The following is a 16,014-nucleotide window of genomic DNA, read 5'->3' as shown; positions in this document are numbered from 1 at the left end:
ATGGCAGCCTGCGGCGCGGCCACAGCCGTGACGGAAGCGACCGCGGTCACAGTCACAAACCCGCGCGTAACAGCTCTCCGCACCCGGGCGGAGTTGGAGTCGATCTTCTTCATTCTGCTTGCGCTTCCCCCTGCTAGGTCCCCGCGGCCGGTCACCGGTGTGCGGGGTGGTCGGAGGCGCAGTCTGGAAGATCGAAAAAGGACCGTCAAAGTGGAATTGACTGCTCCTGCCCGTTGAGCCGCCACTTTGCCGAGCTATCACGTGACTTGACGCCAATCTTTGACCGAAAGGCGGCTTGTGAAGACTGATAGGAACTCGCCAGTAGATCGGAATCTCTTATTCCGCGCGGAGGGCCGGTGGGAGGCGCGGGCGGTCATGGCTCCGTCCCCACCCCCCAACGACCCCCATGGCGCCTGGGTCGTGGCGGTGCCGGCGGGTCGCCCACCCCCGGGCGGCGCCCCGCGACGACGGGGATGTGAAGGAAAAATGTGGGCGGGTACACATCATGTTCGGTGTTTCTCCGGCGGGTTATCATCCGGCGCCACCGGTCGATGTCACCCCGATGAGAAACCGCGCGGTGGCGTGAATCGTTCGGTGGACGCCACGGGTTCCGAGCGGTCCGGGCCAGGGCGCCGGCCCTCTCCGGTCGGCTCGGCCGACCGTGGACGGCGGCGCCGGAGCACCCGCGTCCCGACTCCGGACCGGACGGGCACACTGCGTGACGCCGACCCGCTCGGGCGGGGCTGAGTACGCCTCATCTCCGGCCGCCCGTCGCGTTGTCAGTGGGGCCCGCTAGTGTCCCGCTCATACCGCAGCTCAGGGGGATTCGGCCCCCTGGTGAACGCTGCGCGCGATCCGACCGGACACGGCGAGGGGGCAGCGAGCAATGGGCTGGCAAGCAGTGGGCGAAGGGTATGAAATCGCCCTGATGGAGGGTCGGGTGACGGCACGCGCCGTAACCGGCCGGGCAGCGGGACGGCAGTTGAAGACGCTCCCCAAGGCCCTGCGCGACCACCCCCACGTGGACCGGTTGCGCCGTCTCGCGGAATGGCTGGAACGGCACGATGCCGCGTGCGTGGCACAGGTGGACGCATGGATGGTCTCCTCCCTGCCCGTCCCCACCGCTCTGCTCGCCCGGGTCTGGCCGGACGAGGCCTGGCAGGGCGCCCTCCGCGACGTCGTGGTGGTCGGCGACGACCCGGACGAGCCGGGCTTCCTGCGCGGCGCCACCGACTCCGGGGAACTGCGGGTGGTCAACCTCGACGGCGAGACCGTCCGCCTGTCCGCCCGTACGGTGACCCTGCCCCACCCGGTGCTGCTGCCCGACCTGGACGACGTCCGCGAGTTCGCGGCCGAACTGGGCATCGTGCAGCGCGTCGAGCAGATCCACCGCGCCACCTGGCACAAGCCCGGGGACCTGGGGGCCACCGCCACCGAGGTCAAGGAGTACGCCGGCGGCTCCTACCCCAACCGGTTCCGTCTGGCGGCCCGCGCGACCGCCCTCGGCTACCGGATATCCGGCGGCTACGCCACCTGCCCCGTGCGCGACGGCGGCCGCGGTCTGGAGGCGGCCGTGTGGATCGGGGAGCCCTACTGGGACGGTGACTCCGCCACCGGGGCCCTGACCTGGCAGGACGACGACGGCCGGGCGGTCCGGCTGCGGGAGGTCGGACCGGTCGCCTGGTCCGAGGGGATGCGGATGGCCGCCGCGCTGTACGCCGGCCGCACGATCGAAGAGGGCGGGAACGCATGAGCACCACCACGACCACCACGACCAGCACGGCGACCGACACGGCCACCACCACGACGGCCGGCACGGCGACCACGAGCGAGGCCGCACTGCTGCTGGACGCCGGCGCGGTCCTGCCCGCCGGCACCGAGGACGCCGGACCCGGCGCGGTGGAACTCACCGCCCGCGCCTACCGCCACCCGGGCCTCCCCGAGGACCGCGTCGTCGTCCGCCTCGCCCCGGCCGAACTCGGCGCCGCCGAAGACCTCGCCGCCGGCTTCCTGGGACTCGTACCGGACGGCGAGCCGGCCGTCGTCGGCCTCGGCCGGCGCCAGGCCCTCGGCTTCCCCGAATGGGTGCTCGTCCACCACCCGGAGGACGGCCACCACGCCCTGGCGCTCGTACCCGAACTGGAGCGCGTCACCCGCCAGGCGAGGACCAAGCCCAAGGCCGCCCTGGAAGCCTGCCAGGAGCTGGCCGGCCGGCTGTCCGCCTCCCTCCCGCACTTCCTGCCCGTCTTCCACGAAGAGGCCGCCCGCATCTTCCTGTCGGTGGAGAACCCCACCTACGCCGCGCAGTTGTTCACCCGCGCCCGCAAGAGCGAGGCCAACCACGGCCTGCCCGTGGACGAGGACCGGCTCGACGCCGTCTTCCTGGAGTTCGCCCTGGCCGGCGCCCTGCCCGTACGGGTCCTCACCTCCTACGCCAAGGAACTGGAGGCGCGCGTACCCGCCCCCCAGGCGTACGAGCGGTTCCGCCGGCTGTGCGTACGCCGCACCGCGGGCGGCATGGTGCCCTCCGCCCAGGTCGCCGTCGCCCTGCGCCGGCTCGCCCGCGCCGCCGGCCTCGACCCCGCGCGGGCCGAACAGGACTACCTCGCCGAACTGCTGCCGCTGCCCGCCACCCAGCGCGCCGCCGCCGGCTGGTGGAAGGCCCACCGGGCCGCCCTGGTCGCCCTCGCCCGCCGCGAGCCCGCCGTGCGCGGCACCCTGCTGAACATGATGCCGCAGTGCGAGGACCATAACGGCGGCGAAGTCACCCTCATGTGGCTGGAGATCCTCGAGGAGTCCGGCGCCACCGCCGGCCTCCACCGGTCGACGGTCCCCGCCGAGGAGCGCAGCGCCGACGGCACCGCCGGCTGGCTGGAGCGCTTCCACACCGCCCGGCACACCGGCTGGGGCCGCCGCCCCACGCTGCCGCTCCTGCTCGACCTCGTGGAGCGCTCCGCCGGACAGCTCCGCACCGAACTGGCCAGGCCCGGCCGCGAGACCGGCCTGCGCATCGGCGTCCAGGACGTCGACCTGCTCGACCTGCTGCTCTGCCTGGACCTGACCGTCGCCGCCCCCGAGGAGCACCACGCACTCGACCTGGAGGACTGGGCTCTCGCCGACGAACGCCGCGACCTGCTGGGACTCGCCGCCGACGAACGCTTCCGGTCCGCCTTCACCCGCGCCCTGTCCAACTGCGGCGACACCGAGGACGGCAGGACCGTGATGCGCCGCATGGCCGGGTCGCCCGGCGGCCGGCCGATCCTCGCCGCCTGGGTCCGCGACGTGGCGCGGGCCACCGCCACCACCGGTCTGCCCGGCTTCCCGCAGGCCGTCGGGCGGCTGACCTGGCTGCCCTCCGAGGCCCTCGTCCTCGCCGCGGAGGACGTGGCCGCCGTGGGCGCCACCGACGTCGGCGCCCTGCTGTCCCGCACCCTGCGCGGCGGCCTCTTCGAGGAACTGGCCTGGCCCGCCTGGGAGGAGGCCCTCGCCGAGCTCGACCCCCGGGGGAACGGCCGGAACCTCACCGTCGTCAGCGCCTGGCCCCACCTCATCGTGGCCAACCAGCGGCAGGTCCGGGTGATCGACGCCCACTCCACCGTGCTCGTCCACGACCTGCGCATCCCCGGCAACGACCAGCGCGCCACCGGCTTCCAGTACGTCGACGGGGCGCTGCTCGTCTCCTGGCGCGCCTGGTACGGCGGCGGGGAGCCCCAGGCCTACTGGCACACCGCGCCCGACCGGGTCTTCACCCTGGACACCGGCGGCAACCCCTGGCGGCTCGGCCTCCAGCTCATCGGCCTGCCGCTGCCCGACGGCGGCCTCGCCACCGGCTCCGGCGTCCTGCACCGGGGCGACACCCGGCTGCCCGAGGAACGGCAGATCATCTCCGACGGCAGGTCCCACTGGACCTGGCAGACGGCCGAGGAGGCCGCCGCCGCGAGCGGCCGGGCCGACCACGACGGCCCGCGGCGGTCCGGCGGGGACGGCGAACGGCCCCCGGCAGGCTGGGTCGAGTACGACCCGTCCGACGGCACCACCGGCCGGCGCTCCCTGCCCGCCTTCCTCACCGACGCCCTGCGGGGCCACCCCCACGGCAGCACCCTGCTCGCCGACGCAAGCTGGCTGCGCCCCGCGCCCACCGTGGCGGACTCCGTGCTCGGCGCACCCGCCGACGGCCTGCTCGGCTGGCGGGTCGTCGACATGCCCGGCCAGGGCTGGCACGCCACCGACACCGCCGGACGCAGCGTCACCGTGCCCCGCGGCGGCGAACGCCCGCTCGCCGCGGTCACCTTCCCCGGCGACGACCGGCCCCGCGCCCTCTCGGTCAACTGGCAGCAGTTCCGGCTCACCGACCCGGACGGCGCGGTCACCGCCGAGTGCCGCTGCCGCACCGGGCACGCCGTCGCACCCGGCCCCGAGCCCGTCCTGCCGCCCGCCGACCACTGGTACTGCCTGCGCCCCCGCGACCACCAGGGCTCGCTGGCCCTCCGGGCGGCCGACCGGGACACCGCCGCCGCCCTGCTCGCCTCGGCCGCCGACGCCACCGACCGCGAGGACCTGCCCGCCCTCGTCCGCGCCGCACTGCCCCAGGTCACCGACCCGGCCCTGGTCCAGGGCGTCGTGAACGCGCTCGGCTTCGCCCTCGCCCAGCGGTCCACCCTGGAGGAGCTCACCGCACGCCTCACGGCCGCGGTCCGCGGCGACACCGGCGCGAAGCTCCCGAAGGGCCCCGCGGACGGCCTGCTGGACCGGGCCCTGGACGGCCTCACCGGTTCGGTCCGCTACGGCTGGTGCGGCACCGAGGACGACGGCGTCTTCCAGGCGCTGTGCGCCTTCGCCGCCGCGGCCGCCGACACCGAGGCGACGACCGCACCCGGCCGGCTGCACACCGAGCAGCCCGCCCTGCCCCACACCGCCCTGAACTGGACCCCGCTGCTGGAGCACCCCGCCGCCCTCGCCCACCGCGCCGCCTCCGCGACCACCGACGAGGAGCAGCGCGCGGCCCTGCTGACCCTGCTGACCAGGGTCGACGCACTCGGCCTGGCCTCCGCGTCGAACGGCCGCTGGCGCCGCGTCGTCGTCCACCTGACCCAGCAGGACCTCCGCCGGCCCGACGGCACCGCGTACAACGCCTACCACAGCGCCGTCCTCCCCCTCGGCGGCGGCGCCTTCCTCGCCACCGACGGGACCTGCGTCCAGGCGAACGACGGCTACGAACTCGGGGCGGTCCAGTACGACCCCACGGGCCGGTTCACCCTGCCCGAGCCGTATACCTTCCGCCGGGCGACCCCGCTGGGCGACCCCGGCCGAGAGACCGGCTGGCTCACCCGCTTCCTGGCCGCCGCCACCGAGCGCGGGGCCGCGCCCTGGCTGCCCGGGGCCGCCGCCGAGTTCGCCCGGCTGACCGGAGTGGGCGACACCCTGGCCCGGCTCGTGGTCGCCGGCCTGCCCGGCGTGGACACCTACGAGCGCAGCTTCCTGACCGCCGGCCAGCGAGCCACCCTCGCCGTGAAGGTGGCCGAGGCGGCCGTGGCCCGGGAGGAGCTCAAGGCCCTCACCGCCGAGGTGCGCCGGTCGCTGGTCACGGCCCTGCTGCCGGCCGACCCGGTCCGGCTGTGGACGGAAGGGCCGGACGTGGCCGCCGCCGCCGAGGTGTGGAACCGGCACGTCGGCCGCCGCAGGCCCGTCCCGGAGTGGCTGGTCACCGAGGCCCACAAGGCGGTCCGCGGCTCCTGGCCCACGCTGCGCGCGCTGCCGGCGGTCCTCGACCCCGACGCCAGCCCCGCGTTGAGCACCGACGTGCCCTGGACGGTCAAGGGGGACCGCATCGCGCCCCGCGAACCGGTGGGCCCGGGCGGCTCCGGCGACACGTTCTCGGCGGACGTCCTCACCGGCGCGGTCGCCATGGCGGCCTGGCTGGCACACCGGCTCCCCGCCGGCGACCCGCTCCGCGCCCTGCTGCCCCCGGCTCTCACGGCCGTCCGCCGGCGGCTCGCCGCGCCCGAGCTCATGCTGACCTTCTGCGGGTACGCCAACCTGCCCCGGTTCCGCAAGGCGGCGGGCACCCCGACCCGTACCACCGAGCACTTCGAACAGTACGGTGCCGTGATCATGGCCACGCACGACGACCAGCCCATGCCGGCGGTCGTCCCGGCCCTGCTGGACTCGGCCGGGCGTGACCCGTACCTGCCGCTGCTGCGCCCCACCGACCAGCGGCTGCTGCCCGTCGAAGTGGCCCTGCGGATCGTCGCCGACCCCCGCTTCGCCGCCCTGCTCGCCGACCCGGGCGCCCCGGCCGGGGGAGCGGCCGACGCCGACGGCACGTGGTGGCCGCAGGACCCGACCCGTTCGGTGCCCGAGCTGGTGACCGAGGCGGCGGCCACGTACGGGCTGGGCGCGGACGCCGCCGCCCTGTACCTGATGCTGCTGGCCATGCCCGACCCGACCGACCGCAACACCGCCCGCTGGACCGGCTGGAAGCCGGCCCGGCTGAAGGCCGCCCGAGCGGAACTCGGCGCCACCGGCCTGGTGGTGACGGCCACCCGGACCCGCGCCGGACGCGGCCTGTTCCTGCCCGGCGGCTGGATCGAGACGTCCGCGCCGACGGTGCCGCTGGAGGAGTGGAAGGCACCGCTGTTCGACCTGCTGGCCGACCGCGACCCGGTGCTCGGCACCCTGGCACCGACGGAGCCCCCGGCCGAGCTCTACGGCAGGGCCTGGCAGCGGGTCCGCGAGGGCGACACGCCGCGCTTCGCGGAACTGAAGGTCAAGCGCCGCGCCCGCCGGCGCTGACCGCGCCCGTAGCGGCCGGGCACGTCCGACACCGTCGTCACGACCCGCCGGCCGGGGTCCGCCCCGACCGGCGGGTCGAGCCCGGCCGTCGCGTACGCCGGGCACGCGTTCCGGCGCGTGCGCACGACGGGCCGCCCGGGCACACCGCCGCCGGTGTGCCCGGGGGACCCGTCCGGCCCGCGCCCCTCGACACCGGCACCAACGCATCACCGGCACCAACGCACCACCGCATCACTGGCACCAGCGCACCAGCGCACCACTGGCACCACCGCACCACCGCACCAGCGCACCACCGCATCACTGGCACCACCGCACCACCGCACCACCGCACCAGCGCACCACCGCATCACTGGCACCACCGCACCACTGCCACCACCGCATCACTGCCACCAACGCACCAACTCACCACCGACGCCCACTCACCACCGGGGCCAACGCACCACCGGCACCGACGCCCCAACCACACCGACACCGACACCGACACCACCACGACGTCACGCACCACCGACACCGCGACGCAGAGGAAGCCCGATGACCACCACCGAACAGCCCGCCCCCGCCCCGGCAGCGGCACCCCCCGCCCGCCAGGTGCTCCCCGCCGAGGAGCGGTACGCCGCCGAACTCGCCTTCCTCGCCGCCCAGGACACCGGCCCCCGCCCGCCCGGCTGGGCCCTGACCCCGCGCGCCGTGGTCACCTTCGTCTGCGGCAGCGACGGCGAGGAACTCACCCTCCCCGCACCGGCCGCCGGGCTCCCCGCCCGGATGGCCATCGGCCCCAAGTTCGTGGGCGAACGCGCCCTGGTCGAACGCTGCGTGGTCACCCTCGCGGGTGAACGCGGTCTCCTGCTCGTCGGCGAGCCCGGTACCGCCAAGTCGCTGCTGTCCGAACTCCTGTCCGCCGCCGTGTGCGGCACCAGCGCGCTGACCGTCCAGGGCACCGCCGGCACCACCGAGGACGCCTTCCGCTACGGCTGGAACTACGCCCTGCTGCTCGCCCAGGGCCCCACCTCCCAGGCGCTCGTGGACTCGCCCGTCCTCACCGCCATGCGCACCGGCCGGGTGGCGAGGATCGAGGAGATCACCCGCTGCCTGCCCGAGGTGCAGGACGCCCTGGTCTCCCTCCTGTCCGACCGCCGCGTCAGCGTCCCCGAGCTCGGAGCGGCCGAGGAGGCGCAGATCAGCGCCGCCCCCGGTTTCACCGTCATCGCCACCGCCAACCTCCGGGACCGCGGCGTCTCCGAGATGTCCGCCGCCCTCAAGCGCCGCTTCAACTTCGAGACCGTCCACCCCATCGCCGACGCCGACACGGAGACGGACCTGATACGCCGTCAGGCGGTCGGTGCGGTGGAGCGCGCGGGAGCCGCCTTCGGGGTGGACGACGCCGTGCTGGACGCCCTCGTCACCGTCTTCCGCGACCTGCGCACCGGCCGTTCCGCCGAAGGCTGGGACGTCGAGCGGCCCGGCACGGTGATGTCCACCGCCGAGGCGGTGCAGGTCGCCGCCTCGCTGGGCGTCGCCGCCGCCTACCTCCCCGGCGGGGACGTACTGGACCTGCTCCCCGGCCACCTCCTCGGCGTGGTCCGCAAGGACGACCCCGCCGACCACGGCCGGCTGCTGGGCTACTGGGACGGACCGGTCCGCCGGCGGGCCGAGGAGGGCTCCGCCATGTGGCGCCGGCTCTGGGACCTGCGCGGGAGCCTCCGGTGACCCAGACCGAGCCCTTGCCCCAGCCCTCGCATCCCGGTCCGCGCGCCGCCGTGGAGGCGCTCGCCGCGACCCGTACGCCGTTCCTCGTCGGCGTACGCCACCACAGTCCCGCTCTGGCGGCGGTGGTTCCGGACCTGCTGGACGCCTCGGGGGCCGACGTCGTGTGCGTCGAGCTCCCCGCCGACTTCCAGGACTGGCTGCCCCATCTGGCGGACCCCGAGACCCGGGCCCCGGTCGCGCTGGCCGGGGCCGGAGCGGACGGCCGCCTCGCGTTCTACCCGTTCGCGGACTTCTCGCCGGAGCTCGCCGCCCTGCGCTGGGCCCGCGAGCGCGGCGCCCGCGTGCTGTGCTGCGACCTGCCGCTGGCGGACCGCGGCTGGGACGGTACGCCCGAGGGCCCCGGCCCGGACGCGGGCCCGGAACCCGGCACCGCGGAGGACGGGGGAACCACCGCCCCGCCCTCCTACGCCGACGCCCTGACCGCGGCCGGTACGGGCCGCGACGGTGACGACCTGTGGGACCGCGCCGTCGAGGTGCTGGCCCCGGGCTGCTCGCCCGAGGCGGTCCGCCGGGCCGCCCTCGGCGTCGGCTGGGCGCTCCGCCAGGACGCGGCCGCCCAGGGTGGGGTACCGGCCACCGACCTCGCCCGTGAGGCGCACATGCGCCGGGTCGTCGCCGAGGCCGCGGCCGGGGGCGGCACGGTCGCCGCCGTCATCGGCGCCTTCCACGCCCCCGCCCTGTCCGGCACCCCGGTGCCCGTGCCGGCGGATACGGACGCCCCGTCCCCGCCGAGCCGGGTCACCGACCCGGGCGACGGCCCGGTCACGGCCCCTGGCGGCGGCCCTGTCGCCGACCGGGAGACCGCCCGGCTCACCGCCCCCGCCCCGGGAGACGCACCGGTCACCGACCCGGGCAGTGGCCCGATCGCCGCCCGGCCCGCCGACGCGCCCGCCGTCCTCGGCGGCGACCCGGCGACCGCCTCGCGCTCCGACGGCTCGGTCACCGACCCGGACGACGGCCCGACTCCGCCGGCCGCCCCCGTCACCGCCCCACGCACCGGCTCCCTCACCGCCCCGCCCGCCGCCCCCGCCGCCGGCCTCCCCGCCACCCCGCCGTCGGGCGACGGTGCGGTCACCTCGCTGGTTCCGTACTCGTACGACCTGCTCGACTCCCGCTCCGGCTACCCCGCCGGCATCCGGGACCCGTTGTGGCAGCAGGCCGTCCTGCGGGCCGGGGGTGATCCCGGCCGGCTGCACGCCGCGGTCGCGCGTGCCGTCACCGACGTGTGCCGTGAGCTGCGCGCCGCCGGGCACACCGCCGGAACCGGCGAGGCCGCCGAGACCCTGCGCCTCGCCTGCGACCTCGCCCGGCTGCGCGGGCTGCCCGCGCCCGGCCGGGGCGAGCTCCTCGAGGCCGTCACCACCGTGCTCGGTCACGGCGAACCGCTGGGCCGGGGCCGGGCCCTGGCCGCCGCGCTGGAGACGGTGCTCGTCGGCACCGGGCGCGGGGTGCTCTCCCCGCGCACCCCCCGGTCCGGCCTCGGCCCGAGTGTCGAGGCCGAGCTGGCGCGGCTGCGCCTGCCGTGCCCCGAGAACCCCGACCCCCGGGAGGTCCGCCTCGACCCCCTGCGCTCCGCACTCGACGGCCGCCGCGAAATCCTGCTCCAGCGTCTCGCCACGTGCGGTGCGGGCTACGGCACACCCCTCACGGTGGCGGCGACCGGCGACGGCACCGCGCTGGGCACCCGGTGGCGGCTGTCCTGGACGCCCGCCGTGCCGGCCCGTCTCGACCTGGCCGGCGTACGGGGGGTGACGGCGGCCATGGCCGCGGCCGGCACCCTGCGGGAGACCGCCCGCCGCGAGGCCGCCGGGGGCGGGGCGACCTGCGCCCAGATCCTCACCGGGCTGACCGCGGCGGCCCGCTGCGACCTGCCCGAACTGGTCGACGACCGGCTCGTCGAGGCCGCCGCCGTCCTGCCCGCCCTGGCGACCCTGCCCGAACTCCTCGAAGCCGTCGACCTGCTGGAGGCGCTGCACCGCGGGCACCTGCCCGGCACGCGGCCCGAGAGCCGGGCCACCGCGTCGGCACTCGCCGCCGAACTGCTCGAATCCGCCGTCGGCGCACTGCCGGGCCTCGCCGGAAGCGACGACGACGCCGACGCGGCCGCCCTGGTGGCGCTGGCGGACCGGGCGGCGGGCCGCTTCCTCGGCCTCCGCCTGGACGAGGCGCTGCGCGAGCTGGCCGCCACCGGCTCGCCGCTGATGCAGGCGGCGGCGCTGGCGGTACGGGTACTGCTCGACCTCGACCGGGCCGCCGAACTGGGCCGGCGTGCCGCGGGATGGCTCGACACCGCCACCGACGCGGACGGCAGGCGCCGGCTCATCCGGCGGCTGCGCGGGCTCCTGTCCGCCGCCGGACCGCTGATCGAGTCGTCCTCCGCCGCCCTGGACCCCCTGCTGGACCGGGTGGACGGCCTGCCCGACGGGGAGTTCCTGGACCGGCTGCCGGCGCTGCGCGGGGGGTTCGACTCGCTCGGCCCGGCCGCGCGCGACCGTCTGCTGCACACGGTCACCGCCCGCCTCGGTGACCGCGTCGACCTGTCGCTGGACGCCCCGCCGGCCCTCCTCGCCCTGTGGGCGGCCGCCGACGCGGCGGGGGCGACCGCCGTGGCCGCACTGCCGGCCGGCCTGCGCCCGACGGCCCCGGCGGGGACCGACGCGGCCGGGGAAGCGGACTCCGTACGACGCACCGATCAGGACGGTGGCACCGCGCCGGCGGAGAAGGACTCCGCACCCGCCGCCGCCGTGCGGCGGATCACCCCGGCCGACCGCTGGCGGCTGCTGCTCGGGCGGCAGCACGACCGGCTGCCGGCCGACGCCTGCCGCTACGCGCGCGCCCTCGACGAGCTGTACGGCGCGGGGCGCGGCGAGGGCGCGGACGAGATCGGCACCGGCGGTGGTGGTGGCGGGCTGGAGGCTTCCTTCCCCACGGCCCGCGAATGGTCCGAGGAACTGGAGGCGCTGTTCGGTGCCGACGTCCGCGAGGAGGTGTTCGCCGAGGCGGCGGACGCCGGCCGCACCGATGTGCTCACCCAACTGGACCCTGCCTCCGTGCGCCCGTCCGTGGAACTGCTGACCTCGGTGCTCTCCCTCGCCGGCGGCCTGCCCGAAAGCCGACTCCAGCGTCTGCGCCCGCTGGTGAAGCGGCTGGTCGAGGAGCTGTCGCGGGAGCTGGCGACCCGGTTGCGCCCGGCGCTCTCCGGACTGAGCACGCCCCGCCCGACCCGCCGCCCCGGCGGGCGGCTGGACCTGCCGCGTACCGTACGGGCCAACCTGGCCCACACCCGGCTGCGGGAGGACGGCACCCCGGTCGTCGTCCCCGAACGGCCCGTGTTCAGCACCCGGGTGAGCCGTGCGGCCGACTGGCGGCTGGTCCTCGTGGTCGACGTCTCCGGTTCGATGGAGGCCTCGGTCGTGTGGTCCGCGCTGACGGCCGCCGTGCTGGGCGGTGTGCCGACCCTGTCCACCCACTTCCTCGCCTTCTCCACCGAGGTGGTGGACCTCACCGACCGGGTCGACGACCCGCTCTCGCTGCTGCTCGACGTACGCGTCGGCGGCGGCACCCACATCGCGGCCGCCCTGGCGCACGCCCGCACGCTCATCACGGTGCCCAGCCGCACCCTGGTCGTCGTGGTCAGCGACTTCGAGGAGGGTGCCCCGCTCGGCGGGCTGCTCGCCGAGGTGCGCGCGCTGGCCGGCTCCGGCGCCCACCTGCTCGGGTGTGCCGCCCTCGACGACACGGGCACCCCGCGCTATTCGGTCCCCGTGGCCAAGCAGCTCGTCGCGGCCGGGATGCCGGTGGCCGCCCTCAGTCCCCTCGCCCTCGCCCGCTGGGTGGGCGACCGCCTCCGTGGAGAAGCCCGTTGAGCACCGACCGCACCTTCGACCCCGCCACCGGGCCGTTCCCGCCCGTGGCTCCCGAGGTCCTCGCGGAAGCCGTCGAGGGGCTCACCGGCCGGCTCCGCAAGAAGCTCGACGCGGCCGTCGAGAGCTGCGGCGAGCTGGCCCGGCCGGGCGCGGACGGCACCCTCACGGTCCGCTTCGGCGAGGACGCCGAGGTCACGGTGAACCCCGGCCCGCCGGGTGTCGTGACGCGCGCCGAACAGGTCGTGTGCACCTGCCTGCTGGCGCCCCGCTGCCTGCACCGCGCCGCGGTGCTCGGCGCCGCCCCGCTCGCCGGCCCCGAGGACCTGCCGCCCGCCGAACCGCACGGGGAGGACGGCCCCGACCAGGACCAGGACCAGGACCAGGACCAGAGGCCGGACCAGGACCCCGCCCAGGGCGCCGACGCGACGCCCCGCCCCGGACCCGGCACGGGCCCCGGCACCGAAGCCGCCGCCGTGAACGACGACCCGGATCCCGGTCCGGCGCGGGGCACGGCATCCGGCGCGGCGGCCGCCCCCGGCCCGCCCCCGACCGCCGCGACCGTCCCCGCCGCGCCCCCGACCGCCGCGCAGGTGCGGGCGGCGAGCGCCCTGTGGCAGGCGGCCGCCGGAGCGCTCGCCGGCGGGGTGCCGGCCGCCGGAGCGGTGGTCCAGGCCGAGTTGCTGCGGGCCGCGCACGGTGCGCGGCTCGCCGGGCTTCCCCGCGCGGAGGCCGCCGCCCTCCGGGTGGTGCGGGGTCTGCGCAACACCCGGGACCGCCGCGCCGCCCTGCGGCTGTCCGCCCTCACGGAGTCCTTCCGCGAACTGCTCCACGTCACCGGGTCGGTCGCGGCCGGCACCGGCGGCCCGGCCCTCACCGGAACCACCCGGCGCGCCTACCGCGAGGGCGGCAGCCTCCGCACGTACGGCCTGTGCCGGGAGCCCGTGCTCTCCGCCACCGGGTACGGGGGCGTGGTGACCCACCTGATCACCCCGGACGGCACCCCGCTCCAGGTGTCCGACGTCCGGCCGGGCGGCCTGGCCCGGGCGCGCGGCGCCGGTTCCGCCTCGGTCGCGCTCGGCGGCGCCACGCTCGACCACGCCGGACTGGCCCGCGGTGGCCTGCTGGTGGTGGGCGCCACCGTCTCACCGGACGGCCGGCTGGGCAGCGGGCGGGGGGTCAAGGCCACCCCGCTGCGGGGCGTTCCGTGGACGGAGGAGCCCGCGGCGGCCCTCTTCGCCCACCCCGCGGCCCAGGTCGTCGCGGCCCGGACGGCGGACCCCGACGGCGCCCCCGAGGCGCTGCTCGGCTGCGACGTCGCCGTGGTGGCCGCCGTGGGCGACCACCTGCTGGTCCGAGAACTGGCCGAGGACGGTGCGGTACGGTCCGGCGCCCCGCTGCTGCGGCTGCTCCCCGGCCACCCGCACCCCGAGCTGGCCCACACGGAGAACCTGCGCCGGCTCCGTACGTGCCCCGGGCTGCGGTTGCGGGTGCTGGGCCGCCCGGACCTGTCCCGCGCGGCGACGCTGCGCGCGCTGGCGGTGGGCCCGGTGCCCGGCGCGGAGTACACGCTGCGCCTGCCGGAGGAGTGGCTCGGCCGGGCGGACCTCGGCTACGACCGGCTCCAGGGCGTCCACCTGCCGACCGGGGACCGCCGGCCGGCCGACGACCCGGCGGGACCCGCCGGCCCGGTCCCCGATCCGCTCGCCGACTCACCCCTGTGGCGGATGCGCGGGCTGCTGGAGACGGGACTGTCGGGCGGCCGGCGGGCGGTCGCCGAAGCGGCCCGCGACGGTGCGGTGGCCGGCAGCCTGGTGCCGCTGCGCCGCGCCGGGCTGACCGCCGCCGCCGAACGGGCCGGCGCGCTGGTCGCCGAGGCGGGCCGGCGGACCCGTGACGCCTTCGGCCGCCTCACCGACCCGGGCACCGACGCCTACGCCCGTGCCTGGCTGGCCGTGGCCACCCACCTGGCGGCGGCGGAGCGTTCCCTGGTCGCCGCGTCCTGGGCGAGGCACTAGGTCGTGTCCGCGACGTCTCGCCCGGCGCAGCGCGTGCCCCAGGCCCCGCCGGCCGGCCTCCCGGGGAGGCCGGGGGCCGGTCGCGCGGCGCACCGGTCAGCTTCGGGACCGGCGGGCCGCCTCCCAGGCCTCCTCCTGCCAGTACAGCGCGAGGAACAGTGCCAGGAGGAGGTCGCCCGTCAGCGACTCGGCGCCGCCGCCCAGCCGTACGCGGATGGGGCGGCTGCCGAACCGGTCGTAGAGGACCTCGAGCGGGCCGACGCCGCACACCCGGCTGCCGAGCCGGTTGTACCGCAGCTCGTGCGGTCCGATGCGCAGCAGGCGCGCGCCGAACCTGCTGTGCTCGCAGGTCCACCCTCCGACCGTGAGCGGCTGGTTGCTCCACCTGCGGTAGGTGATCTCGGCGTCCCCCACGGCTCGCAGCCGGGAACCGAGCGAGTCGTACTCGAGGGTCCACGCGCCCAGGCCGCGGGGCCGGCTGTCCAGCCACGCCCGCCGGCCGTACGTGATGTCCACGTCGCCGATCCGGCGCCACAGCCCTCTGTGATAGGTGAGTTCGATGTCCATCCGACGACCCGCCTCGTCCGTGGGCTCATGTCCAGGTTCGCACGTCCGCCGCGCTCCCGCAGCCGGTCCGCACCACCCCGCCCGGGGGGTGCGCGGGCCGTCGTACGGGCCGGGGGCGTGGCCGGCCGCCCGGCCGAGGCCCCGCATCCGGTCGGGGCCGGCGAGCAGCGGGGTGACGTACGCCGGCATCTCCTGGGTCGGTGAACCAGCGCCTCCCGTTGATGCCGAACGCCGGTACGGCGTAGCCCGGTTCGGCGAGGGCGTCGGCCCGGCGGCGCTGGAAGTCGTTCAGGCCGGGCCCCTCGGGCCCGATCAGGACCGCCGGCCGGCGGTCCGCGCCGTCGGGGAGCGAGAGGTGCCCGACCATCGCCAGGCCGTCGGCCGGGTAGGTGACCGTGCGAGTGGTGACCGTGCGAGTGGTGACCGTGGTCATGCCGACGGACCGTTGTCGCCGCCGCACCCGCGCGGGCCGTTCTTCACCCTCGGCGGAACGGCTCGGTCACGCGTGAGCGGGGTGGGTGCGGGTCAGTGCCACGCGGAGTCGGGCGAGCGGGTTCCCGCCCGCCCGGGCGGACGCTCCTGGGCCGCCCAGCGCTCCGCGACCTCGCGCAAGGCCGGGTACCTCGCCAGGAGGTCCTCGTCGGTCAGGGGCCTTTCGGACACCGGCACCACGGTGCGGACGGCGCACCGGTCGGCGGGTGAGGGGGACCGGAAGCCGTACTCGTCGCTCATCAGCACCTCCACGTCGGGGCACACGCGCCTGGCCTCCCGTGGGGAGCCGGGAGGCGGCGCGGCCCCACCCATGGCTGCACCCCGGGCGGGGCCGTCGCACTGCCGTCCGGCGGGACGCCGGGCGGTCGCGCGACCCACAGCATGGCATCGGTTTCGGCCACGCAACAGGGTCACGACCGAAAAACGCTCACGTGCTCGGCAAGGTCGCATCACGCGCCCCGGCCGACGGCCCTCCGCCTGTTCCGGCCGATCGCGCGCCCCGCCCGTTCCGGCCG

General features: G+C 76.8%; 7 protein-coding genes and 1 pseudogene. 5 read left to right on the top strand and 3 right to left on the bottom strand.

The window, feature by feature from the left end; translation table 11 throughout:
- The first annotated feature begins 886 nt into the window (after positions 1 to 886).
- The 5 genes from ACZ7LK_RS26960 to ACZ7LK_RS26940 all read left to right on the top strand — a co-directional run bounded on the left by ACZ7LK_RS26960 (position 887) and on the right by ACZ7LK_RS26940 (position 14,440).
- Positions 887 to 1,753: a DUF4132 domain-containing protein gene (locus ACZ7LK_RS26960; protein WP_392277216.1), complete on the top strand. Its 867-nt coding sequence runs from the start codon at positions 887 to 889 to the stop codon at positions 1,751 to 1,753.
- Positions 1,750 to 6,792 (top strand): DNA-binding protein, encoded by a 5,043-nt coding sequence (locus ACZ7LK_RS26955; protein WP_471143858.1) that lies wholly within the window; start codon positions 1,750 to 1,752, stop codon positions 6,790 to 6,792. The genes ACZ7LK_RS26960 and ACZ7LK_RS26955 overlap by 4 nt, the downstream gene beginning before the upstream one ends.
- Before the next feature lie 531 nt (positions 6,793 to 7,323).
- Positions 7,324 to 8,499: an ATP-binding protein gene (locus ACZ7LK_RS26950; RefSeq protein ID WP_469465005.1), complete on the top strand. Its 1,176-nt coding sequence runs from the start codon at positions 7,324 to 7,326 to the stop codon at positions 8,497 to 8,499.
- Entirely contained in the window at positions 8,496 to 12,425 is a 3,930-nt protein-coding gene (locus tag ACZ7LK_RS26945) for a vWA domain-containing protein (RefSeq protein WP_471143857.1), read from the top strand. Before ACZ7LK_RS26950 ends, ACZ7LK_RS26945 begins: the two co-directional genes overlap by 4 nt.
- Complete coding sequence (locus ACZ7LK_RS26940) at positions 12,422 to 14,440, top strand: hypothetical protein (protein ID WP_471143856.1); 2,019 nt, start codon at positions 12,422 to 12,424, stop codon at positions 14,438 to 14,440. The genes ACZ7LK_RS26945 and ACZ7LK_RS26940 overlap by 4 nt, the downstream gene beginning before the upstream one ends.
- A 96-nt stretch (positions 14,441 to 14,536) precedes the next feature.
- Here ACZ7LK_RS26940 and ACZ7LK_RS26935 read toward each other — a convergent pair whose 3' ends face one another.
- The 3 genes and pseudogenes from ACZ7LK_RS26935 to ACZ7LK_RS26925 form a co-directional block, all read right to left on the bottom strand.
- Complete coding sequence (locus ACZ7LK_RS26935; RefSeq protein WP_392277222.1) at positions 14,537 to 15,007, bottom strand: hypothetical protein; 471 nt, start codon at positions 15,005 to 15,007, stop codon at positions 14,537 to 14,539.
- Between the two features lie 123 nt (positions 15,008 to 15,130).
- Positions 15,131 to 15,440, bottom strand: a pseudogene (locus tag ACZ7LK_RS26930) (dienelactone hydrolase family protein); the annotation flags it as partial.
- A 92-nt stretch (positions 15,441 to 15,532) separates the two neighbouring features.
- Positions 15,533 to 15,739, bottom strand: a complete 207-nt coding sequence (locus tag ACZ7LK_RS26925) for a hypothetical protein (protein WP_392277211.1) — start codon at positions 15,737 to 15,739, stop codon at positions 15,533 to 15,535.
- Positions 15,740 to 16,014: the final 275 nt, after the last annotated feature.

This window comes from Streptomyces sp. NPDC039423 (assembly GCF_055598725.1).
The sequence above is the reverse complement of the archived record's forward strand: the minus strand, read 5'-3'. Positions and strand labels throughout refer to the sequence as shown.